At 39.0% G+C, this 21,747-nt stretch carries 24 protein-coding genes; 12 read left to right on the forward strand and 12 right to left on the reverse strand.

Annotated elements, in window-relative coordinates; all coding sequences use genetic code 11:
• Positions 1-9 precede the first annotated feature (9 nt).
• Genes PL9214_RS21130 through PL9214_RS21140 form a run of 4 tightly spaced genes read right to left on the reverse strand, consistent with a single transcriptional unit; the run spans position 10 to position 3,141 of the window.
• Positions 10-606: a hypothetical protein gene (locus tag PL9214_RS21130; protein ID WP_072720714.1), complete on the reverse strand. Its 597-nt coding sequence runs from the start codon at positions 604-606 to the stop codon at positions 10-12.
• A complete protein-coding gene (locus PL9214_RS21135; RefSeq protein ID WP_072720715.1) occupies positions 596-1,744 on the reverse strand; it encodes an AAA family ATPase in 1,149 nt (382 codons plus the stop codon). Before PL9214_RS21135 ends, PL9214_RS21130 begins: the two co-directional genes overlap by 11 nt.
• Positions 1,745-1,765: 21 nt before the next feature.
• Positions 1,766-1,924 (reverse strand): hypothetical protein, encoded by a 159-nt coding sequence (locus PL9214_RS31985; RefSeq protein ID WP_222425265.1) that lies wholly within the window; start codon positions 1,922-1,924, stop codon positions 1,766-1,768.
• Positions 1,925-1,935: 11 nt separating this feature from the next.
• Positions 1,936-3,141, reverse strand: coding sequence for a hypothetical protein (locus tag PL9214_RS21140; RefSeq protein ID WP_072720716.1), 1,206 nt, complete (start codon positions 3,139-3,141; stop codon positions 1,936-1,938).
• Between the two features lie 142 nt (positions 3,142-3,283).
• On the opposite strand from PL9214_RS21140, the gene pgl reads away from it, so the two are divergent.
• The 3 genes from pgl (at position 3,284) to PL9214_RS21155 (ending at position 5,573) form a co-directional block, all read left to right on the forward strand.
• On the forward strand, positions 3,284-4,003 hold the full coding sequence (pgl, locus tag PL9214_RS21145; RefSeq protein ID WP_072721177.1) for a 6-phosphogluconolactonase: 720 nt from the start codon (positions 3,284-3,286) through the stop codon (positions 4,001-4,003).
• Positions 4,004-4,063: 60 nt separating this feature from the next.
• Complete coding sequence (locus tag PL9214_RS21150) at positions 4,064-4,801, forward strand: double zinc ribbon and FHA domain-containing protein (protein ID WP_072720717.1); 738 nt, start codon at positions 4,064-4,066, stop codon at positions 4,799-4,801.
• Between the two features lie 265 nt (positions 4,802-5,066).
• Positions 5,067-5,573, forward strand: coding sequence for an FHA domain-containing protein (locus tag PL9214_RS21155; RefSeq protein WP_072721178.1), 507 nt, complete (start codon positions 5,067-5,069; stop codon positions 5,571-5,573).
• Here PL9214_RS21155 and PL9214_RS21160 read toward each other — a convergent pair.
• From PL9214_RS21160 to PL9214_RS21170, 3 genes are all read right to left on the reverse strand, one after another.
• Positions 5,554-6,162, reverse strand: a complete 609-nt coding sequence (locus tag PL9214_RS21160) for a hypothetical protein (RefSeq protein ID WP_072720718.1) — start codon at positions 6,160-6,162, stop codon at positions 5,554-5,556. The two genes, PL9214_RS21155 and PL9214_RS21160, sit on opposite strands and share 20 nt — an antisense overlap.
• Before the next feature lie 107 nt (positions 6,163-6,269).
• The gene (gene thiO, locus PL9214_RS21165) at positions 6,270-7,361 is read right to left on the reverse strand and encodes a glycine oxidase ThiO (protein WP_072720719.1); all 1,092 of its coding nucleotides are present in this window, start codon (positions 7,359-7,361) and stop codon (positions 6,270-6,272) included.
• A gap of 49 nt (positions 7,362-7,410) precedes the next feature.
• Positions 7,411-9,213, reverse strand: a complete 1,803-nt coding sequence (locus PL9214_RS21170; protein ID WP_072720720.1) for a hypothetical protein — start codon at positions 9,211-9,213, stop codon at positions 7,411-7,413.
• A 58-nt stretch (positions 9,214-9,271) separates the two neighbouring features.
• Between PL9214_RS21170 and PL9214_RS21175 the strand changes: the two genes are divergently transcribed.
• From PL9214_RS21175 to PL9214_RS21205, 7 genes are all read left to right on the forward strand, one after another.
• On the forward strand, positions 9,272-9,640 hold the full coding sequence (locus tag PL9214_RS21175) for a hypothetical protein (protein ID WP_072720721.1): 369 nt from the start codon (positions 9,272-9,274) through the stop codon (positions 9,638-9,640).
• An 11-nt stretch (positions 9,641-9,651) separates the two neighbouring features.
• A complete protein-coding gene (locus tag PL9214_RS21180) occupies positions 9,652-11,109 on the forward strand; it encodes a GMC family oxidoreductase (RefSeq protein WP_072720722.1) in 1,458 nt (485 codons plus the stop codon).
• Positions 11,110-11,183: 74 nt separating this feature from the next.
• Positions 11,184-12,248: an NAD-dependent epimerase/dehydratase family protein gene (locus PL9214_RS21185; RefSeq protein ID WP_072720723.1), complete on the forward strand. Its 1,065-nt coding sequence runs from the start codon at positions 11,184-11,186 to the stop codon at positions 12,246-12,248.
• Between the two features lie 2 nt (positions 12,249-12,250).
• Complete coding sequence (locus PL9214_RS21190) at positions 12,251-12,817, forward strand: YdcF family protein (RefSeq protein ID WP_072720724.1); 567 nt, start codon at positions 12,251-12,253, stop codon at positions 12,815-12,817.
• Between the two features lie 121 nt (positions 12,818-12,938).
• Positions 12,939-13,964, forward strand: a complete 1,026-nt coding sequence (locus PL9214_RS21195; RefSeq protein WP_072720725.1) for an NAD-dependent epimerase/dehydratase family protein — start codon at positions 12,939-12,941, stop codon at positions 13,962-13,964.
• Positions 13,965-14,009: 45 nt separating this feature from the next.
• Positions 14,010-14,372, forward strand: coding sequence for a DMT family transporter (locus PL9214_RS21200; RefSeq protein ID WP_245824323.1), 363 nt, complete (start codon positions 14,010-14,012; stop codon positions 14,370-14,372).
• A 43-nt stretch (positions 14,373-14,415) separates the two neighbouring features.
• Complete coding sequence (locus tag PL9214_RS21205) at positions 14,416-15,495, forward strand: UbiA prenyltransferase family protein (protein ID WP_083580118.1); 1,080 nt, start codon at positions 14,416-14,418, stop codon at positions 15,493-15,495.
• A 65-nt stretch (positions 15,496-15,560) separates the two neighbouring features.
• On the opposite strand, the gene PL9214_RS31510 is transcribed toward PL9214_RS21205, so the two are convergent.
• A complete protein-coding gene (locus PL9214_RS31510) occupies positions 15,561-15,710 on the reverse strand; it encodes a hypothetical protein (protein WP_186440431.1) in 150 nt (49 codons plus the stop codon).
• Between the two features lie 111 nt (positions 15,711-15,821).
• The gene (locus PL9214_RS21210) at positions 15,822-17,513 is read right to left on the reverse strand and encodes a transglutaminase-like domain-containing protein (RefSeq protein WP_072720726.1); all 1,692 of its coding nucleotides are present in this window, start codon (positions 17,511-17,513) and stop codon (positions 15,822-15,824) included.
• Between the two features lie 215 nt (positions 17,514-17,728).
• Between PL9214_RS21210 and PL9214_RS21215 the strand changes: the two genes are divergently transcribed.
• Positions 17,729-18,616, forward strand: a complete 888-nt coding sequence (locus PL9214_RS21215) for a DUF928 domain-containing protein (protein WP_083580119.1) — start codon at positions 17,729-17,731, stop codon at positions 18,614-18,616.
• 212 nt (positions 18,617-18,828) lie between these two features.
• A complete protein-coding gene (locus PL9214_RS21220) occupies positions 18,829-20,655 on the forward strand; it encodes a ShlB/FhaC/HecB family hemolysin secretion/activation protein (RefSeq protein ID WP_072720728.1) in 1,827 nt (608 codons plus the stop codon).
• 52 nt (positions 20,656-20,707) lie between these two features.
• On the opposite strand, the gene PL9214_RS21225 is transcribed toward PL9214_RS21220, so the two are convergent.
• The 3 genes from PL9214_RS21225 to PL9214_RS21235 form a co-directional block, all read right to left on the reverse strand.
• Complete coding sequence (locus PL9214_RS21225) at positions 20,708-20,923, reverse strand: type II toxin-antitoxin system HicA family toxin (protein WP_072720729.1); 216 nt, start codon at positions 20,921-20,923, stop codon at positions 20,708-20,710.
• Positions 20,913-21,146 carry a type II toxin-antitoxin system HicB family antitoxin gene (locus PL9214_RS21230; RefSeq protein WP_245824325.1) on the reverse strand — a complete coding sequence of 78 codons (234 nt, stop codon included), beginning with the start codon at positions 21,144-21,146 and terminating at the stop codon, positions 20,913-20,915. Before PL9214_RS21230 ends, PL9214_RS21225 begins: the two co-directional genes overlap by 11 nt.
• Positions 21,147-21,449: 303 nt before the next feature.
• Positions 21,450-21,689, reverse strand: coding sequence for a hypothetical protein (locus PL9214_RS21235; RefSeq protein WP_072720731.1), 240 nt, complete (start codon positions 21,687-21,689; stop codon positions 21,450-21,452).
• Positions 21,690-21,747: the final 58 nt, after the last annotated feature.

Raw genomic sequence — 21,747 nt, forward strand, 5'->3', positions numbered from 1 at the left:
TCTCCAAATTTACAACCATAACCTTTGCAACTCCCTACAAGCATAACGTAGAGAAGGCAAAGCAATAGCATCGACTCCTTGAGGACATATTTCTCTAGCCAATATTCTAGCTGATCTTTCCGCTAATTCAATCCTCTCTTCTGGACTCATTGTTTTATCTTTATAATCAGTCATCTCATCACAGTGATGACTTGACGGATAGCTATTAATATAACGAAACCACGTTTCAATATTTCGAGCTGGTACAAAAATAGCAACTTTATCACCAGATTTTCGAGGATCTTGGTTTAACTTACCTGCTGTTTCGTCTAATGCTATATGTAAAGAACGCATTCTATGAGATAGGGTATCGTTATCAGCATCAATCATCACTACTACAGCAATATTTCTATAGTTACGACTTCTATAACTGTTAATAAGCTTTGGATAATACCTGACAATCAAAGCATTGTTATTCTTAATTGTTTGCCCTTTAGGATTGCCAAAGTCTTTAATTTTGCGCTTGTTAAATCCCCGACAGATCAAATATTCTCTAATAAATCGCTCTTGGTCAATATCTTCACAGAGAATAGTTACTTCTGGTAAATCATAATATCTACTCGTCATAAATCCATCCAAGTTCTATAAGTTTAGCAACTGATAAACCTTCTTTATTATCAGTAATTCGCTGTACGCGGACAGTTTCATTATCTTCTCGTTCAAACCAATAACCTGAATTGCTTGCTAAGTAATTAATTAATGATGGGTGATGAGAAATTAACATTACTTGTGCTTCATTGTTAACACAATACTCCATCACCTGATCCCACCAAGGTCTTATTTCCGGTAAAGCTAGGAAATTTTCGGGTTCATCAATACACAACGTAAAATTCTCATCAGGAGAACAATATATTAAGGTATATAGCGCAATCAAAACTTTTTGACCTTGCGATAATTCATTAAGTCGATAAGTAGTTTTGCTAGGACGGGTAAAAGATGCTGATAAAATCCTAACATCACCAGATTTAGGATTTTGAAATGAATCAAATCCCTTGATAATATTTTGTAATTCCAGCGTTAGTTTAAGTATTTTACCTTGAGATTCCTGAGATAAATAGCTGTACCAAGCTGCATAGTTTGACATATCCCAAGTCGGCAAACTTGCCTCCTGACGGCTTTCTGATTCCATGACAAAAGGGTTGATCTCGACAATAAAAAAGTTAGCAATCCTTTTTTTGAACCAGGTCAGCTTTTGATTGTCAGGTCTTTCATAAATAAAACCAATACCAGAACGCGACCAATCAAAAAACGGTAAAAAAGCACCTTCACGATTAGGATCGTCATTATAAAGCCTAGCTTGACCTACAGGCATACCTCTATCGCCCGCATCAACCCAGAAATTAAATAGAGGTTGTCCGTCAAAAGTTAAGCTTTCTAGTCGCATTCTAGGAGGTGCATACTCTCCTTGATGTTCGATCTCTAGGGTATATTTATAAATGCCACCATTTCCTTGAATATCCAATTCAAATTTTTGAATCTGGGATTTTTGCCATCTTGTTAAATCATTGTTTTTAAACAAATCTGATACTTTATAATCTTGTTGGAAAGCTTGATCACCTATAATAAATTTTTGTAGTTTTCTTAAAACATCAAAAACAGTAGTTTTTCCCGAACCATTTGAACCTAGAAAGAGATTTAAGCTATCTAATGTCAATTCAAAATTGACTAGGCATCTAAAGTTATTAACATAGATCCGCGTCAGCATATTTTTTGTGATTAGCAATTATCATAAATGATCTTTATCATTCTTATTATCCCATAAATCAGGAATTAAATCACACCAAAGTAAAATTTCAGGTTTTAAAGTTAGAGAAGTTAAAGATTGACAGCAAAACTTTAGCCCACTGCCCCAGAGTGCGACGCTGATTTTAACGCTATCATCCATTTAATTAGTAACTAAGGATTGGCAAACGTATTAATTTCCCCCCCTCCAATATAACGACCTGGAACACGATTGGGAACAGAAAAATTAGGTTGGGTTTGACCAATTTGACCCGGTTGTAGGTTGGGATTCATATTACTGGGGGTCATGTAACTATTCGGTTGAACGGGTTGAACCGTGCTGTAACTCCCTGTATTCGGCGTGACGGAATAGGAGGGTGCAGTGTTATTTATCGGAAGTGAATTGAGGTTAGAATATCCAGGGTTGGGGGCTGTTCCAGGTGTTACTGTGGGCACGGTAGGAACAACCGGAGGCAGGGTCACGTTGGTTTGGTAGGGATTTGGAGCGGGAAGGGGAACTGTACCCACCACAGGATTAGTATTGGCTCTGGGAACACTCCAACTCGGTTGAATCGCCTGTCCTGTAATGGTGGGAGTAGCTGTAAAGGGTGTCACACCTACTGGTGTTCCTGAGAGGGGATTTAACGCGGCGTTGGGATTTGTTAGGGTATTTGGTGAAAGTGTTGATGGCTTGGTTTCTTGGACTTCTGAGGTTGGTGAGGATTCAGTCGCTGTGTTAGAGGGTACAGCCAGATCTTTATTTTCGGTCTGCTGGGTTTGCAGATAGTTCTGCATCGCTTGTTGTAAAGCCGTGGTTGTCGTTTGGGGGTTGGTTGTTTCTGCGGATTGATTTAAACCGATGTTAGGATTGGACTCGGTAGGAGTTGAAGGATTACCAGAACCTGAATTCAGATTGTTAACAGGAGTTGAAGTATTCCCCTGTACCGATATTGAGGGTTGAGTTTTGGGGGCTGATTCTGAGAGGATAGCGTCTACGAGAGGATTGGAATTCGAGGAGGATTCCGGCTTTTTAGCAGCTTCCTGAGCTTGTTTAAATAAGTCTGTTCCGAGTGAAATCGTTGTATTTAAAGGTGCAAGGAATGAATTATTGTGATTTAACTCATCTAATAACACTTTAGAACTATCAATATCCGCCGCAATTGATTGTTCTTCTGGGGTAAGTTGACTCGCGGAGTTACCAGAATCAAGGGTTGATTCTTGATCCAAACTAAACCATTCGGGGTGTTCGGAAAACTGCCAAAAGAAAATTCCCACCACCACCACCACACTGACAGAACCCCAAATACGAGGTTGTAAAAGAAACTGCAATTCTTCTCCCACAGTACGAATCAATTCAGGAAGTCGTTTATAAATAGACATAGCTTACAGACAGCTTATTGCTGCTTTGAAAGGAACAGGGGAAGTCAGGGGATGNTAAACCTCAACCGCGAACGGACAAAACCTCTTATCATTATTGTAGCCTGTTGCTTTGATGCCTAAATTAACCTTTGAGGCTACCCTAATGGAAAAATTTATAGAAATTCTAGCGAATAAAGAAGAAATCACTCAGCGAGCTTTAGATATTCTTCTGGTTAAAATTAAAGACGCGCTTCAAAGTCGGGATCAATTTACAATCGCTTTAGCAGGAGGGAGCACCCCTAAACCGTTATATGAAGCGTTAGCTCAACAAGCGTTACCTTGGGATAAAATTCATGTCTTTTGGGGAGATGAACGTTATGTTCGGTCTGATCATCCCGACAGTAACCAACGCATGGCGCGACAAGCTTGGCTAGATCAAGTTAATTTCCCCCCCACTCATCTTCATCCGATGCCAACGGCAGCTAACGACCCCAAGGTTGATGCCGAAACCTACAATCGGGAATTAGAGCAGTTTTTTCATCTCAATGCCGGAGAATTCCCCGTTTTTGATGTGGTTTTATTGGGGATGGGGGATGATGCTCACACGGCATCGTTATTTCCCCATACCGAAGCCTTAACCGTTCAAGATCGCTTGATTACCGTTGGCAATAAAGACGGTCAACCTCGGATTACCTTTACCGTACCCCTGATTAATCACGCTCGCTGTGTGATGTTTTTGGTTACGGGGGCAAATAAACAGGAACCTTTGGCCCAGGTGTTTGCCTCGGAAGCCGATGCGATCGCCTACCCTAGCCGACTGATTCAACCGGTTGGGGAATTATGGTGGTTATTAGATGCCGCAGCAGGAGCCAATTTAACTTAAAATTTGCCAAAATTAAGCATCTGAACCCTTAATCTCACTCAAATTTTTCCATCAAAATCCATGATTGTTTGTCCCAATTGTAATTATCAAAATCCAGAAGGCGCGACGCAATGTGAAGCTTGTTATACGCCTTTGCCTTCGATGACGAGTTGTCCCCATTGTGGGGCGACGGTACAAACGGATGCGGCTTTTTGTGGTCAATGTGGGTCGAATTTACAGCCTACATCTACCCCAACGAATTCAGGTGAAAACGAAGGCTTAATTCCGACTTTGGTTACCCCTCCTGATGAACCCATCGCTGAACCTCAGCCTCAACCGGTGATCAGTTCCGGGCCGAATTTAGAAAAATCTCCGGCTGTTCCTGATGCGACGCTCACGACTCCTCCGGCTGTAGTTCCTGTCGTGACGGTTGCGGAACCCCCAGCTAATATAGCTCAAGCTTTCCAGGCGGCTGCGACTCAGTTACAGCGACAGGCGGCGAAGCTGATTCATGTTCAAACCAATGCCACTGTAGAATTACCTCAAAATGTCTCGGTGATTCATTTAGGAAAACCTAATGATTTAGTGCCCCCGGATGTTGATGTTTCGGGATTTCCCAACTCAGAAATTGTTTCTCGCACCCATGCTGATATTCGGATGGAGGGCGATGCGTACTATATTGAAGATGTGGGCAGTTCAAATGGCACTTATATTAATAATATCTCTCTTCCCAAAGGAAATCGACATCGGTTAAGACCCGGCGATCGCATTTCTTTAGGAAAAGGAGATTTAGTTTCGTTTATTTTTCAACTGTCCTAGAGGATTCAGAACTCAGAGTACAGGGGCAGAGGGTAGAGGGTCGTTCAGTACAAAACAGCAAATTTACCCGTTATCAATGAATGCCCAACTGCACGAGAGCTTTTGAAAGCCAGGATTTTTGGATGGTGGGGGGAGTGAGTTCTCCTGAATGTTTGATTCGGGGGAAACCTTAATCCTTAATCGCCCTATATCCCCATCCAAAATCTGAGATTTCCCATTTAAAATAAGTTTAGGGCGTAGCTGTTGATTGTTAGATTTTGCCAATGTGATTAAACTAACATTATTACATCCTCTCCAATCGATTCCTGTCCGCAGTTGGGTCTTTAAAAAGGACAATGTGATTCGGATTGGGCGATCGCTCAAGAATGATGTTGTTCTCTATAGTGCGGTTGTGTCTCGGTATCATGTCGAGATTCGTCGCCAAAGTGAAGATTGGGTTGTTGTGAATCTGGGAACCAATGGAACCTATGTTAATGGACAAGCGGTTCAACAAGTTCCCTTAGTGGATGGACAAGTAATTCACTTAGCGATATCGGGGCCCAAAATTCTCTTAAATATTCAACCTGATCCGACAGAATTGATTTTTACTGGAGGAATAGAGGTGCATCACTCATCCCAGCAACAGGAGCATCAGTCGGAACCAGTGTATTCCGTGGAAGTTTTAACTTCACCTGGAGTTTCCTCTGAGCCATTCTTTCCCAATCACACGGAAGAGACAACGGAGGTTGATCTTCGTAAACAATTGATGCTTCCTACCAATTACCCGATCTAACAGGATACCACAATAACCGAGTTAGTGCGATTCCTGTCATCCCTGCAACGATTGTCCAAACCAGGACTAAACCCAACACATCTCCCAGAAAAAAACTTGTCCCCTGACGTAAAATTCCCCCAAACATCCAACCGATGGGTAATGCTATCCCCCACGACAGTACACTAGCTATAATCCATCGCCAGGGTTTCAAGACTTCGGTGCGTAAGACCCACCATTGTCCAATGCTTAAACAAAGTCCTAATTTGGCTCCCTCGATTACACCATAAACAATTCGAGGGGTGAGATTTAAGGTTCGGGGAATGACCCAACCCAAGAGTCCTATGGGAGTTAACCCAATGATTGTCCAGATTAAAACATGGACAAAAATCCATCGCCAACTCTGGGAAATATGGTCTTTGAGAACAAACCATTGAGACACACTAATAATTAATCCGCCAACGGCTCCTTCTAAAGCTCCTAAATCAGGTCTTTCTCCAATTTCTATCCAAATTAAACTGACTAAAAATCCCGCTAGGGTGACAAAAATCCACTGGATGATAAACCCTAGGTCGGTTTCTAAATCCCAATTTTCATAGACCCATTTCATAAGGATTTTATAGCAGGGAACAGGGAACAGGGAACAGGGAACAGCGAACAGCAAACAGTAAGAAGTGAAAGGGTTTCAGCTTTCTATATATCTGATAATTTTAGATTTTAGGGGTGAAAGCGATCGCTTCTAAACTGCTCGAATAAAGGATCATATTGTCCGTCTAAAACCCAATTAGAAATTAATTCAGCCGTAACCGGAGCCAATAAAATTCCATTGCGATAATGACCGACGGCTAAGGTTAAATTGTCCCAATAACTCGGCCCTAATAGGGGTAATAAATCAGGCGTTTCCGGTCGAAATCCCCACCAAAATTCTTGAATGGGAAACTCTTTTAAAATCGGATATAATCGTATCGCTCCTGAGAGTAAGGTTTCAATACCATTGGGGGTTAAACCGCAGGTAAATCCCACGTCTTCTGATGTCGCGCCAATCACAATTAAACCATCTCGACGGGGGACAATATAAATATTAGAACCGAATAAAACTTGTTTTAAAGGTAAGGGTTCAAAATCATCAGGAACTCGAACGGATAACATTTGTCCCTTGCGGGGATACACGGGAATGGATAATAAGTCTCCAGCCCAAGCTCCCGTTGTTAAAATATAATGATCGGCGCTAAAATTTCCTTGATTGGTGATAATTTCCGTTACCTTTTCTGGGGAAGTTACTAAGGTTTTGACTGTGATTTCTTCTATAATTTTAACGCCTAATTCCTGAGCCGCCCTGTACAAGGTTTTGACTAACCCCCGACGGTTATCCACTTGACCATCCTGGGGAAACCACCACCCCCCCACAACGTCATCCCCTAACCCCGGCTGCTGCTGTAAAATCGCTTCTCGTTCTAGCCAGTAACTCGGTGTATCTGGGGTTTGGGGTAAGGTCGTAGAGTCGGGACGTTCATAAACGGGGGCTAAAATCCCACAGGGCCAATATCCAGTTTCTAATCCTGTGAGTTTCTCCAGTTTGCGTGTCCAGTCGTTATAGAGGGCGCGACTACGTAAACATAAGTCTAGCATGGGGCCAGGAGGAATTTGTTCGGCTTGGGGAGCTAACATTCCAGCCCCGACTAAACCTGCTGCTTCCTGTTGATTTCGACTTAGAACGGTTACCGTTGCCCCTCGTAATTTTAACTCAACGGCTAGGGATAATCCGATTAAACCGCCTCCGATTAAAATAATTTCATTTTCTGGTTTCATAACGGGTAAATATTTTTCTAATAATTCTATTGTTTTCTATTTTAAGGGTTTAGGGTTTCTTTTTGGGTTTAACGGTTACAGAAATTTCCCCATTTAATTGAATAAATTGTTGACGTTTGGGATCATAAACCCAGGCTTTAATCTTGTTCTCGCCTACAGGAAGAGATTCCCCTGAAAAAACAATTTGCCATCCGGCTCTTGTATAGGATTTTGATTTTAATAATTCAGCAATATCAGGTCTAGCCACTGTAATATAAGCATTCGCAAAAAAGGATTTTTGATTATTATAGGACAGAAAAATAAGATTAGGTTGTTGTTGGGAATCTGGGAGAATTGCCCACCCGCTTAAACTCATCGGCATTTTGCGCCGAATGACTAAAGGCTCATTATTGGGTAAAGGATGAAGATACCCATATTTTAAATTAGGGTCAGATACAAAAGGAACTGTTTCAGCAAAAGTTCTTAATTGTAAGTTTTTTAGTTTTTTTACCTCCTGTCTTAAAAAGGAAGCATCAGGATAAATTCTGACTAAACAACTGTCTACTGAAGTGTTCAGAAAAGGAGAATCTTCCAGATAATCAATGAGTGTTAAACAGGTTTGACCACTCTTTAAGAAAAAACTTAAATCCGTTGCTTGAATAACAGCATATTCCCCTCTCAATATTGTTAAAATCCCTACAATACCGACTAACACACCATAGGTTAGGACAGTATTAATTACCTGATTCTTTAATAAGTCTAAAGCAGAAAGTTTGAAGCGAACCCAAATCAAACTCAGTTGAAAGATAGCGACGAATAATAATAAAGTATGAGTGGTAAAGCGAGAACCTTGTAAAATAGCATAATCGGAGCCTAAATAATAGCGTCCCTTGGCAATCAGAACACTTGAAAGCAAGCCAAATAACCCAATGGATATCCAAGGAAAGGTTAAAGAATAGAGATGAGGATTTTTAATTAACAGTTCATAGAGGAGATAAAAGAAATAGCAAAGGATGATCAAACCCAAAATCCAAGACCATTGCAGGGAACCTATTAAGGGAGAAGCAATAATATTAAATAGAAAATGAATTAAAAATAAAGTAGGATTTTGAGCTAAATCAGGATTATTTTTAAACGCATCATTTTTTAACGCTTCATCGGGTTGATAACCTAGGAAATAAAGATATACAGAAATTAAAAATAATAAAATCCAAACGAAGAGACGCTTTCGCTTTTGAGTCAAATTTCCTTCTAACCCTAAAACGCAGGGAATTAAAGCCAGCCAAGATGCTAAACCTTGAGCCGAAGAAAAACTAGCGATTCCACATAAAATAGCCGAGCCAATATATTGCCATTTAGTCGATAAAAACTTAGGATAAGACAATAATAAACAAGCAAAAATAGTACAAAAATTAATTAAAAATATAGCAACTTGAAATCCCCAAAGCCAATTTTGATATTGAATCCAAGAAAAAAACACTAAACTGGTTAGCAGGTTTGTCAGATGAAACAAGTTATCTTGTTGAGCAGGGTTCGTGAGTTTGGAGAGTTGATAAAGACATAAAAAGGTTAGAATTGCTAGTAAAAAGCTGCAAATTAGCTCTGCATAAATATTCCAATCTGACGTTAAACCTAAGCTCAAAAAAATTAATTTAGGGAAAACTAATCGATGATAATTATGTAAATTAAATAAATCAATAAATTGTAAAGTTCCGGTTTTAAATTTCTCAAATAAATTAGGTAATATCCATTGATCATGATAAGGGACATCGACTCCATAATAAAGAATAAACGAAGCCGTTGCCAAGGGAGGGATTAGATATAAAATAATTAAAGGAATGTGAGTAGAAATAGATGGCGCACGCAGGTTCATTCGAGATTATCATAAAAACATTGCCAGATCTTAAATGAAGTAAGCCGGATTGTCAACTATGATTCAACAACTGTTTGTGAATACTGTCTCTGCGTTGTGTTATTCTTTAATTGATCAGCGTTTTCCAGCCGATTGTACTCCCCTAAAATTTCCCCATAATTCTGTTGTTAAGTTTGTTTTAGAACAACAGAATCGAATGCCTGATTATCTACAATTTCCCTTATTTTTATTAACGTTAATTTTTGATTTTTGGGGTTTGCTTCGTCGAGGTTCCTTCTTTCATTGTCAGTCCCCATCTATTCGTAAACTTCAAGTTGAAACTTGGAAAAATTCACCCTACCAAATTTGTCGAGATGTGATGCGATTTTATGAAAGTCTAGTGGTATTATATTGGCAATCTGAGTCAATTCATTCATCAAGTAACTGATTATTAATATTATGCTTCAAGCTTCAGAATGTGATTTAAAAGTTGAAATTGCTATCATTGGTTCTGGCCCTGGGGGAGCAATTACCGCCTGTTTATTAGCTGAAGCCGGACGGGATGTTTTATTAATAGAAGAAGGCGACGATTTACCCTTAGAATCCTGTCAACCCTTTTCCGTTGAAGAAATGGTACAAAAATACCGAAATGGGGGGTTAACCGCAGCCTTTGGTCAACCCAAAATTCAATATGTTGAAGGTCGATGTGTCGGAGGAGGAAGTGAAATTAATAGCGGACTTTATCATCGAACACCCTTGAATATTTTAGAACAATGGCGCACAGAATTTGAAGTAGATGCTTTAACAGAAGCTGATTTAATCCCTCATTTTGAAGCCTGTGAACAAGCGGTTAACGTCTGTTATTTACCGGGGAAAGCTCCAACCGCATCTTTAAAATTACACGAAGGTGCGATGCGTTTAGGTTGGCAATCTTTAGAAGTTCCTCGATGGTTTCGTTATGAAGAATCTGATGAAACTTCCGTTCCCAAAGGAACTCGACAATCTATGACGAAAACCTTTATTCCTAGAGCTTTAAAAGCTGGCTGTAAACTCTTAGCAAACACTCGGATTAAAACCCTTAAAGAAACAGATAAAACTTGGATTTTAACAGGAACTCGTCAAGGGAATAATATCCCAGAAAATCCGATTAAAATTCAAGCCGAAACCGTATTTGTTTGTTGTGGTGCAATTCAAACTCCAGCGTTATTAAGACGAAGCGGAATTAAAAATAATATTGGAAACTCCTTAAAAATGCACCCAACCGTTAAAATAATTGCTCAATTTGATCAAGAAATTAACGCCTTAGATATGGGGGTTCCTGTTCATCAAGTCAAAGAATTTTTTCCTCGATTTAGTTTCGGATGTTCGATTAGTTCTCCCCCTTATTTATCGGTGGGAATGACTGACCATCCTCAATATACAGAAACCGTTAAAAAACATTGGCAAAACATGGCAATTTATTATGCTATGATTACTGGGGAAAGTTTTGGGACAGTCAGAAATATTCCCTTTTATAATGATCCTTTAGTTCGCTATAAACTAACTTCTCAAGATTTAAAAGATTTATCAGAAGCCTTACAAAAATTAGCGTTATTATTGTTTGAAGCGGATGCTAAAATTCTCTATCCTAGTATTTCTAATACTTCTCCCTTGACCCATCCCCAAGATTTAACTACAATAGCAGAACAATTGCCGATAAAACAAACAAATCTAATGACCGTTCATGTTTTTTCCTCCTGTCCAATGGGAGAAAATTTACAAAAATGTGCCGTTAATTCCTTTGGAAAAGTTCATGGATTCAATAATTTATATATTGCTGATGCTAGTTTACTGTGTACCGCACCAGGGGTCAATCCTCAAGGTTCAATTATGGCGATCGCTCGTCGAAATGCGCTAAAATTCTTAAATAAAATTTAGAAAAAATTACTTTTTTTAGCTCTTATATCCCTAATTAATGCTAAACTATAACCATAATAAAGAATAATAAAGTTATGGAATTAAAAACTAACCTTATTTTAGTAACAGGTGCATTAGGATGGTTAGGGATTCGTTTAGTCGAATCTTTGGTTAAAGGATTACCCGATTTTGAACCCTTAAATCAACCTCAAAATAACTTGAAAATTCGGTGTTTAATTTTACCCAATCAAGATATAACCCTATTGCAAAAGATCTCAGATCAAATTGAAGTTTATCAAGGGGACTTAAGAAACCCCCAAGATTGCGATCGCTTTTGTGAAAATGCCGAAAATGCTATTTTATTTCATACGGCTGGAATTATTCACCCGCAAAAAGTATCAGACTTTTATCAAATTAATGTAGAAGGAACTAAAAATCTATTAAATTCTGCCATTTGTAGAGGTGTAAAACGAGCGATTATTGTCTCTTCCAATTCTCCCTGTGGTTGTAATCCCCATCCTGATCATTTATTCGATGAAATCTCTCCCTATCATCCCTATATGAACTATGGACGTTCAAAAATGCTGATGGAATTAGAAGTTAAAAACTATCAGCAACAGGGAGAAATTGAAACCGTTGTTATCCGTCCTCCTTGGTTTTATGGCCTCCATCAACCTCAACGCCAAACCCTCTTTTTTAAAATGATTCGAGATGGAAAAGGGCCGATTGTTGGAGATGGGAATAATCTCCGGTCAATGGCTTATGTCGATAATCTTTGTCAAGGATTATTATTAGCCGCAATTACTGAAAAAGCCAATGGAGAAATTTATTGGATAGCCGATGAACGTCCCTACTCTATGAATGAAATTATTGATACCATTGAACGATTATTAGAAACAGAATTTAACCAATCTTGTAGCCATAAACGCTTAAAATTACCGGGATTAGCCAGTGAAGTTGCTTTCGTGGTAGATGGAACATTACAAGCTCTAGGATTCTATCATCAAAAAATTCATGTTCTCTCAGAAATGAATAAAACCATTGCTTGTTCTGTGGCTAAAGCTCAACGAGAATTAGGGTATCACCCTACAATTTCCTTAGAAGAAGGAATGCGAAGAAGCTTAACCTGGATTTTTGAAAATTATGGAGGATTAGATTAATCATGGTTAGCCATATTGTCGTAACAGAAGGATTAGTTTATCGGGAAGATTTCGCCCAATACTACTTTTTATCCAATTATTTTGAAGCAGTTTTACAACAAGTTTTAAAGCAGGTTTCTGTTGAGGAAAAAGTCTTTATTTCTCCGGGTAATTCCTTTGATTGTCCTGAATCAGAAGAACAGTGTGCTGCAAAATATCTTTTACATTATCGTCCTGAACTCCAAGTTATTGTTCCTGAGAATGTTAAAGATCGTCCCTATTTGGATACTTTTGATAATGCTAGATTATTAAGAAAATGGTTAGAACAGCAAGAAAAATGGCCATTAGATGATGTTATTTTATATTGTAATAAACCCCATGCTTTACGAAGTCAGTTAATGTTTAAACTCTGTGGCTATAACGTCCAAGAAGTTATTACTTCTTATCCTGAACTCGCCTATCGAAGAATGCCATTTCGTCTTTTATTTTATCATTATTTGCCCGCTAATTTAGTTTACGAGTGGGGGGCTTTAGTGTATGATTTAATTAGATTTTATGTATGGAAGGTTTCTTCTAAATTGTCAACCTAAAAAAATAAACTTAGTATCGACTTACTATTTTAATCAAGTTCCTAGAGTTTAACCTTTACGAATGGGTAACTTTCGTTTATGATACGAAAAAACAAATGGTGTTGAGGACAAACAGAACTTTATGAAGCACTTAATTACGGGGGGATCAGGGTTTTTAGGAAATTTAATTGCGCGTCGATTATATGAACGGGGAGAAGACGTTAAAATTTTAGATATTTGGGAAGATCCGACCCGTCCCCCAGAAATTGAATTTATTAACTGTGATATTTGCGATCGCACTGGGGTTGCAAAAGCGATGGAAGGAATTGATATTGTTCATCATAATGTGGCTTTAGTTCCCTTAACAAAATCCGGTAATAAATTCTGGGAGGTCAACGTTGAAGGAAGCAAAATCGCCGCCGAAGAAGCCGTAAAAGCCGGAGTCAAAAGTTTTATTCACATGAGTTCTAGTGCTTTATTTGGAGAGGCTGAATGTCCGATTACCAACGATACCCCGACAAAAGCTGTTGAGATTTATGGACGGGCAAAATTAGCTGGAGAATTAGCGGTTAGAGAGATTTGTGATCAAGGTGGTTTACCCTTAATTGTGATTCGTCCCCGAACTATTTTAGGCGAAGGAAGATTAGGGATTTTTCAGATATTATTTGAATGGATTCAAGAAGGAAAGAATGTTTATGTGATTGGAAGTGGTAACGTTAAATTTCAGTTTGTTCATGCTCATGATTTGATGGATGCCTATCTTCTTGCTCTTGATTTAGGTCAACCCGGAATCTATAATGTCGGAACCGATCGTTTTGGCACGTTACGAGAAGGATTAGAACATTTAATTGAATATGCAGGAACAAAATCTCAAGTTAAAAGTTTACCCACTGGACTAACAATTGGAACTTTACAACTATTAGACTGGATGGGGTTAAGTCCTCTCGCCCCTTGGCATTATTTAACCTATCACAAAGAATTTTATTTTGATGTTGATCCTCTGCTAAAACTCGGCTGGAAACCCAAATATTCTAATGATGAAATGTTCCGAGAAAGTTATGATTGGTTCCAAAAGAACTATAATCAACTGCAAGCGGAAAAAGCAGGTTCAGCCCATCGTCGCCCCGTCAAAGAAAAATTACTTTGGGTGTTAAAACAACTCTCCTAAACTAATTTTTAACAATGATTAACTTAGCTATTTGAATAACAAATCGTGAACAATATTAACTCAGCTAATTGGATTTCATGGAGTTTAGTTTTAATTGCGGCTATGAACACGGGAATTGGCAATTTATTACTAAAAAAATCCCGACTAGAAGCCCCTGATCCCAGTTTACTGACTCTATTATTATCTCCTTGGTTTATTGCTGCAATCCTCGTCTATGGAATTAACTTAATTGTCTTTGCTAAAGCCTTAGATCGCTTACCCGTTTCCATTGCTTATCCTGTCTTTGCTGCTATTGGTTTTAGCTTAGTTGCATTCATGGGAAGTTTATTTTTAGGAGAACGGTTTGGAATCAATCAAATGATAGGATTAAGCTTGATTGTGGCTGGAATTGTTATTATGTCTCGTTGAAATAAAAAACCATTAAAGTAAGCTGTGAGGAGTTAAAGGATTCATGAAACCAGCAAATCAAGATTATTATTCAGGTGATTCTACTTCTGTATTAGAGACAATTTCTGATACCACTGATCCTTTATTTGTATCGACTCAATCTAAAACCCTTCCCCCCCTAATCAAACTTCTTCGTCCCCACCAATGGACAAAAAATTTATTCTGTTTAGCCGGACTTTTGTTTGGTGGTAGACTATTACAACCCCAGAGCATTTTGCTATCAGGATTAACGGTAATTTTCTTCTCAGCAATGGCATCAGCCATTTATATTTTTAATGATATTCAAGATCGAGAACGCGATCGCCTGCATCCGAAAAAAAAGTATCGTCCCCTTGCGAGTGGTCAAGTTTCAGTTAAACTGGGGTTAGCGATCGCATTTTGTTTAGCAACGCTTTCGTTTTTAGGTGCTTATTCGTTAGGAATTCCCACATTAATTTGTGTTTTACTTTACGCCATTAATAATATTGCTTATTCTCTCAGACTTAAAAATATAGCTTTATTTGATGTGAATTGCATTGCCTTTGGGTTTGTGTTAAGGCTATTAGCAGGAATCTATGCGTTAGGAGATATGCCAACGGCTTGGATTGTTTTATGTACCTTTTTTCTAACTCTATTTTTAGGGTTTTCTAAGCGACGTTCTGAACTTTTATCTCTCTTGCATTTTCAAAACCATCAAGACAGTTTAGAGTCTGAAAATATACCTCCAGAACATGAAAAATCAGCACCGTTAGAACGCTCTTATTTGCACTTATTTTATCAACGAGGAAGAAAAAACCAACAACGTCCAGTTCTCTCTCAATACACCTTACCTTATTTAGATTCTCTTCTCAATAGCACAGCAACAATGACCATTATGTGTTATGCTTTATTTACAATAACATCGGGTAAAAATCCTTCTTTAGTCATTACCGTCCCGATTGTTTATTATGCCGTAATGCACTATAAATGGTTAGTTACAGTTTTAGCTGAAGGAGAAGAACCCAGCCGCATTTTAATTCAAGATACTACGATTAAATTAAGTTTAGGGGCTTGGCTGATTAGTTATTTAGCAATCTTGTATTTTAATATTCATTTATTTCATTAAAATATAGAACTGATAACTGATAACTGGTACAGACGTGCCATGGCACGTCTCTACTGATAACTGACTTACCGTAGACGTTTTTCTTCTTCTCTGCGTCTGCGATCGCGCCATTCTGCGAGAGTTAAATAAATTACACCCCCCGTAAAAATAATCAGCAGAGAGAAAGCAACCAATACCAAAATATCAACAATTGTCAACTGTTGTAAAACTTCCATAGGTCAATTCAAAAAGCAGTTTTTATCCATTTTAATTGAAAAGGTAGGAGAGATGACATCAATTCATTGATCATCACCCCTTCTACAACCGAGAAACCGAGTTTGTACTGTTTAAACCGCAGGTAACTCATCTAAAATAGTAAACCGAACATGATTAATTGCTAAAGTACCCACAGAGACTTTTTCTCGGTCAACATCAACCCCTTGATTGGTTAATCGTTGAAAGCGGATTCCTTTGCCAATTTCAATATGATACCAAGCTAAACCCATAAAAAACCGCAACGGATAGGGCCCCCCTTCTTGAATATCATCCGGGTTAGATTCCATGGGAACCCAACCGAAACCCGGAATATAAAATTCCAACCAAACATGATTATATTCAGGTTCTAAAGAAACCCCTCGACGGTCAGCAAACTGCGGACATTTATACCGTCCAATGGTGCGGCAAGCAATGCCATTTAATCGGGCTAAAGCTAATAAAACTCCTACATATTCCCCACAGGAACCAATCCCTCGCTTCAAAACCACATCAGGATTTTCAATCTTAGAAGTCAGACTATAGGATAACTGATCATAAACATAATTGCGAATACTTAAAAGTTGCCGTAAAAAATTAGTTTCATTGCGAATCGCAGCTTGGGCGGCTTCTTGAACAATAGCCGTATTCATGGCTAAATGATCATCATCAACTAAATATTTTTGGGGAAAATCCGGTGACAAACGAGGAATATTTTCCACCTGACGAGGATTAATTTGATATTTAATACTTCTAACTTCTAACAACGCTTTCCAACCAAAAATTAAACGTTCTGTTGAAGTTAACGGATTAAATCTGAAAACCGCGACTTTTTCCCCCTCTTCAATTTCTTCCCTAAAGGGAATCCCAATATAAGACACTTCCACAACTTTTTGCCGTTTCGTATTAGACGGTAAAGCAATTCGCCATTCTAAATCTTCAATGTAAACGGCATCTAACGGTTCTAACTCTTCTACATAAGACATTTCGATCAAATAGCCATTAGATGTAGCATAATGCTCGGATTCGTTATAATGAAAATAGAGAGGATGGATAAACGTGCGATCGCGTTTTGCTAATTGAAATTGTTCATAGGAACTGGGATTATCTCGAATATAAAGCTCATCCCCAGCATAGGCAACATAAAGAACTTCCTCACCCGTTTCAGGATCAGTATAAAAGGTTAATCCCGTGGGAGATTCAAACGGTGTTAACACACTAAATCGCGTTTCTCCCGTTCCCCGTTCTAAACAATATACCGTTTGTTCTTCTCGATCACAAACCCATAATTCCTCATTTTTAATCGTGAGATTTTCTACTCCAATTCCTGGGGAATGGAAGCGCGTAATTTCCTGTCGGGTATTGCGACTATAAACTAAGATAGAAGCCAGTCGATCACAAGCTAAATAAAGGGTAGATTCCCAAACCGCAATTCCGGTGACAGCATAAGGTAATTCCAGAAACAATAGAGGCTCAAGATTAACAATAGAATTCCCTGCAATCACTTGGGGACAATAATAAACTTCTCGACCGCGAGTAAACCAAAGGGTATTTTCCCAGACCGCTAACCCTGTAACATCTCTAAATGCTAACGTTAAATCAGGATTAACCACCGTTGCATTATCGGTTTTGGGGTCAATTTTAAGTAAAAATCCGCGTAAGGTATCAACGGCAAATAAGGAATTTCCTACCCCAATTAACCCATATAAAGCAGAAACCCCCATCGGTCGAATTGTCCGGGGTTTAAAACCCGTATTTTGCCCCAAAGTTGGTGAGTTAAGATTCATAGAAATTGTCATGGTGATAAAATAACGATCTTTAGTGCGTGTATGAGGTCAAACTTCAGATTAACCATCGGAAACAAAACCAACCGTTTCCTCAAATCCGATTTCGCCTCAAACATTTAAGATTAAGCACAGATTTTGACAACTTTCGCAGGAACATTGGATACAATAGTTCTGTCAAGAAATGCTACTCTGCTAATCGGTGAGCTTCATTGATTATGGCTAGGCCAATGTTTTTCCTCCACCGTGCAACACTTGGACTAACGTTACTGTTGCAAATCATTTTGGGCAATAGTTTAATTGTACCCATCGCCCATTCAGCATCTTTACCTCCTCTTGGGGGAGATGAACAGCAGGGAATCACTCCTAGACAGGGGGACAAGGCTCAGAACTCTGAACCCTCCTCGCCCACGGGTCATTCACCCTTTACGAATTGGAATGCCTTTACCCCACCTCAACGGGGTGTACCGGGGCGTCGGGAAGGGGGCGGAACTCGGGGTGGAGATTGTCCCAGTCCAGTGACTGCCTTAATCCCAGAGTCTACAATGGGGCGCACAGCGTCAAAACAACCTGCCTTTTTTCTTTATATTCCAGGGACACTCGATCAAAAGGTAACTGAATTTGAAATTACCGATGAAATCGATAAAACCCTATATAAAACCACCTTTACCCTCAATATTGATCGCCCTGGAATTGTGGGAATTCAATGGTCTCCTAACTCTAAATTTATTACTTTAGAAGACGATAAAAATTATCGCTGGTATCTGACTATTAAATGTGATGTCAGTGATTCTTCAAAAGATATTCTTGTAAGTGGATGGATTAATTTAGCCACTTTAACGAATGATCAAAAACGTCAATTAGAGCAAACTCAAGATCCCTTAGAAAAGCTTAAACTCTATGTTCAACAGGGACTTTGGTATGAAACAATTGCAACTTTAGCCAGCTTACGATTAGAACAATCCAGAGATGTAGCGATTAAAAATCAATGGAATCAACTCTTACAATCTATTGGTTTTGATCCGGCTTTAAAAGAAACTCAAAATGAAAAAAATAAAGCTCAGACAATTCTTGATGCGCCTATTTTAAAAATTCAAATCAATTAATTCAGTCCCTCTCTAAAAACCGAGTTTTTGACTCTAATTTTAGAGAGAAAAATCAAGATATTTTTTTCAGAAACCCGATTTTTTGGGGGTTGTCTGCATTAATCTCGACCGTATTCAATTCCGCTCCTATTCACTGTTGCCTGTTTTCTAATCTAAACTAAACTTAACCTAGTTAGCCACCAACCCCATCGTTCACCAAAAGTAGGCATTTTATGGGTAGGAGTGAAAATCTGATTCATTTTCGTCAGTGTGGAGTGATTTTAACCAGTACCCTATTGCTGGTTTTATCCCTATTTTCTCGTCAAGGTCTTTCTCAAACTCGTTCCTTTGCTGCGACTGGGGAGTTGTGCGATCGCCAAAATTGTCCGACTTTGGCCCAAGGCGGATCAATTAATATTCCGCCCCAAGTTCCCCAACCCGATCCCAACAAAGATCGATTTTTACCACGACCTCCTATTCCGCCTAAACCGGAACCCCCCAATAACCCAGAGTTACAACCCACTCCCACTCCTAGCCCAACGCCGAACCCACCCACAGATGAAACCCCCATTCCCGTTCAAAAAATTAACGTTACAGGTAGCACAATTCTCACTTCAGAGGAACTTCAAACCTTAGTTACCCCCCTAGAAAATCGTTCTGTGACTCTGACGGAACTACGGGAACTCGCCGATAAAATTACAGCGATTTATTTAGAACGAGGTTACATTACCTCTAGGGCAATTGTTCCTGAACAAACGATTAACAATGGCATTGTCGAGATTCAGGTCATTGAAGGAACTTTAGAAAATATTGAAGTTGAAGGAATCAAACGCCTCCATCCGTCCTATATCACCAGTCGCATTCGTTTAGGCGCGGAAAAACCCCTGAGTACGGCCTCCTTAGAAGATCAATTGCGACTGTTACGCATTAATCCCTTATTTGAAAGTGTAGAAGCTAGTTTAAGGGCGGGAACCCAAGAAGGCCAAAGTATTCTGATTGTTCGAGTGGTAGAAGCACCGCCTTTCGGGGTGAGTCTCAATATTGATAACTATTCCCCCCCAAGCATCGGTTCTGAACGCATGGGAATTAGTGTGCGTCATCTTAACCTAACAGGTCGGGGAGACTTTCTGGGACTATCCTACAATACGACTCGTTTAATTGCGGATGGTGAATCGGATATTATCGACGCCTTGTATAGCATTCCCATCAACCCCATGAACGGAACTATACAATTGCGAGTCCAACCTTACCAAAACCGCATTATTCAAGATCCCTTTGATGCGTTGAATATTGAAGGAAAATCTCAACGCTATGAAATCAGTTATCGTCAGCCAATTATCCGTAACCCCATCGCTGAATTAGCTTTATCTTTTGGCTTTGCGTATCAAGATAGTCAAACCCTTTTAGATAATAACGGAGAACCTTTTGCATCCGGGCCAGATAGTAATGGGTATACGCGCACCAGTGTTTTGAAGTTTGGACAAGATTATGTGATTCGAGATACGGAAGGGGCTTGGGCTTTGCGATCGCAATTTAACCTGGGTTTAGATATTCTCGGCGCTACGGATGTCGGCACACCCAATGCTTCCTTTTTGAGTTGGTTAGGTCAAGTCCAACGGGTACAACGACTAGGGGAAGATAATTTATTAATTGCTCAAGGCGATATTCAACTATCGGCTGATCCGTTATTTCCTTCCCAGCAATTTGTGATTGGAGGAGCTTTATCTTTAAGAGGATATCGTCAAAACGTCCGGGCTGGAGATAATGGCTTTCGGATTTCCCTCGAAGATCGAATTACCCTAGATCGAAATCAAGACTCTGAACCTGTATTTCAACTAGCGCCCTTTATTGATTTTGGTGGGGTTTGGAACAATGACAGAAATCCCAACCGGATTATTGGTAAAACCTTTTTAGCAGGTGCAGGATTAGGCGTAATTTGGCAACCAGTTTCCGGGTTAAATCTCCGCCTTGATTATGGTCTTCCCCTCATTGGTATCGATGATCGAGGCAATAATATTCAAGATGATGGAATTTATTTTGGTGTTACTTATACCCCTTAATCCCAGTAGGGGCGGGGTTTTCCCGCCCTAACTTAGTTATCAGATGATTAAGCTACTTTCTAAATTGATTAAATTCTGTTTCAGTAATTCCCATTTGCTTCAAAATTTGGGACAACAGCCAACCACCTATTTCAGCATTCCCATGAATCGGGATTGTTGTTGCTCGTCCATCTGGATGTTGCCAACGAGCATGACTTCCTTTCTGTCTAACTTTTTCAAACCCTAATATTCGGGCAACTTTTTCTAACTCTTTAACTTTAGCTGGCATTAGCAACCACCAACTCAACATCTTCCGGTAATGTCTCTCCTTTGTCTTGATATTCTTCCTGAATCATTTCAAAAACATAAACTAATTCAGATAAAGCTTCTTGTGAGCTTTTTCCCCAAGCATGACAACCCAAAATTGCTGGAACATAAGCAACAAACGTTCCGTTATCATCAGGACGGGTAACAATCGTATAGTCTTGTAAAATCTTCATGGCTATCAGCATTATCAGTCTTGATTTTAATTTTAACTGATTGGCGATCGCTCATCTCGTGGAACAGGCATCTTGCCTGTTTTCCTGAAACTTTTGACTTTTGAAGACTTTTGACGGGCGGGACACCCGTTCCACTTTTCACTTTCTACTTTCCAGTGTGATTCAGAGAATTTTGCAAAAATTAACATTTAACTCCTTTGATTTTGATCCTGAGATTTTTAAAGGTTTTTCCTGAAAATAATCCGTACAATTGCTTAGTGTTTTTTTGAAAAAATTCCTCAATTACACCGGAAAGATTTAATATTCATCAAAATTTTACCCAGGGAAACCCTTGGTCAAGACTCCTAACTCTCTTTGATCTGGGGTGATCAGTGGGGGTAACTTTTTTACCGTTGCAGACACTTCTATTTTATTTTTTTGCTTATTGTAACCATTTTTATAAAAATTGTTATATAAAATAATAATTTTTTTTAAAAGAAAGCTTGAAGCTGATTCTGGGTTGATTAAATTAAAATAAATCTTTAATAAACTAGAAAGCTTGAGTTTATAGCCCAATCCATTAAACTTGCCCCTTTATTTTCTGGGGTAGTTATGCCAATAATGGCTGTATCGA

The organism is Planktothrix tepida PCC 9214, assembly GCF_900009145.1.
GTDB classification, from domain to species: domain Bacteria; phylum Cyanobacteriota; class Cyanobacteriia; order Cyanobacteriales; family Microcoleaceae; genus Planktothrix; species Planktothrix tepida.

What these genes read in the sequence shown, in the direction of transcription:
- PL9214_RS21130 (WP_072720714.1), bottom strand. Translation starts at nt 606, where the DNA reads ATGACGAGTAGATATTATGATTTACCAGAAGTAACTATTCTCTGTGAA.
- PL9214_RS21135 (WP_072720715.1), bottom strand. Translation starts at nt 1,744, where the DNA reads ATGCTGACGCGGATCTATGTTAATAACTTTAGATGCCTAGTCAATTTT.
- PL9214_RS31985 (WP_222425265.1), bottom strand. Translation starts at nt 1,924, where the DNA reads ATGGATGATAGCGTTAAAATCAGCGTCGCACTCTGGGGCAGTGGGCTA.
- PL9214_RS21140 (WP_072720716.1), bottom strand. Translation starts at nt 3,141, where the DNA reads ATGTCTATTTATAAACGACTTCCTGAATTGATTCGTACTGTGGGAGAA.
- pgl (WP_072721177.1), top strand. Translation starts at nt 3,284, where the DNA reads ATGGAAAAATTTATAGAAATTCTAGCGAATAAAGAAGAAATCACTCAG.
- PL9214_RS21150 (WP_072720717.1), top strand. Translation starts at nt 4,064, where the DNA reads ATGATTGTTTGTCCCAATTGTAATTATCAAAATCCAGAAGGCGCGACG.
- PL9214_RS21160 (WP_072720718.1), bottom strand. Translation starts at nt 6,162, where the DNA reads ATGAAATGGGTCTATGAAAATTGGGATTTAGAAACCGACCTAGGGTTT.
- thiO (WP_072720719.1), bottom strand. Translation starts at nt 7,361, where the DNA reads ATGAAACCAGAAAATGAAATTATTTTAATCGGAGGCGGTTTAATCGGA.
- PL9214_RS21170 (WP_072720720.1), bottom strand. Translation starts at nt 9,213, where the DNA reads ATGAACCTGCGTGCGCCATCTATTTCTACTCACATTCCTTTAATTATT.
- PL9214_RS21175 (WP_072720721.1), top strand. Translation starts at nt 9,272, where the DNA reads ATGATTCAACAACTGTTTGTGAATACTGTCTCTGCGTTGTGTTATTCT.
- PL9214_RS21180 (WP_072720722.1), top strand. Translation starts at nt 9,652, where the DNA reads ATGCTTCAAGCTTCAGAATGTGATTTAAAAGTTGAAATTGCTATCATT.
- PL9214_RS21185 (WP_072720723.1), top strand. Translation starts at nt 11,184, where the DNA reads ATGGAATTAAAAACTAACCTTATTTTAGTAACAGGTGCATTAGGATGG.
- PL9214_RS21190 (WP_072720724.1), top strand. Translation starts at nt 12,251, where the DNA reads ATGGTTAGCCATATTGTCGTAACAGAAGGATTAGTTTATCGGGAAGAT.
- PL9214_RS21195 (WP_072720725.1), top strand. Translation starts at nt 12,939, where the DNA reads ATGAAGCACTTAATTACGGGGGGATCAGGGTTTTTAGGAAATTTAATT.
- PL9214_RS21205 (WP_083580118.1), top strand. Translation starts at nt 14,416, where the DNA reads ATGAAACCAGCAAATCAAGATTATTATTCAGGTGATTCTACTTCTGTA.
- PL9214_RS31510 (WP_186440431.1), bottom strand. Translation starts at nt 15,710, where the DNA reads ATGGAAGTTTTACAACAGTTGACAATTGTTGATATTTTGGTATTGGTT.
- PL9214_RS21210 (WP_072720726.1), bottom strand. Translation starts at nt 17,513, where the DNA reads ATGAATCTTAACTCACCAACTTTGGGGCAAAATACGGGTTTTAAACCC.
- PL9214_RS21215 (WP_083580119.1), top strand. Translation starts at nt 17,729, where the DNA reads ATGGCTAGGCCAATGTTTTTCCTCCACCGTGCAACACTTGGACTAACG.
- PL9214_RS21220 (WP_072720728.1), top strand. Translation starts at nt 18,829, where the DNA reads ATGGGTAGGAGTGAAAATCTGATTCATTTTCGTCAGTGTGGAGTGATT.
- PL9214_RS21225 (WP_072720729.1), bottom strand. Translation starts at nt 20,923, where the DNA reads ATGCCAGCTAAAGTTAAAGAGTTAGAAAAAGTTGCCCGAATATTAGGG.
- PL9214_RS21230 (WP_245824325.1), bottom strand. Translation starts at nt 21,146, where the DNA reads ATGCTGATAGCCATGAAGATTTTACAAGACTATACGATTGTTACCCGT.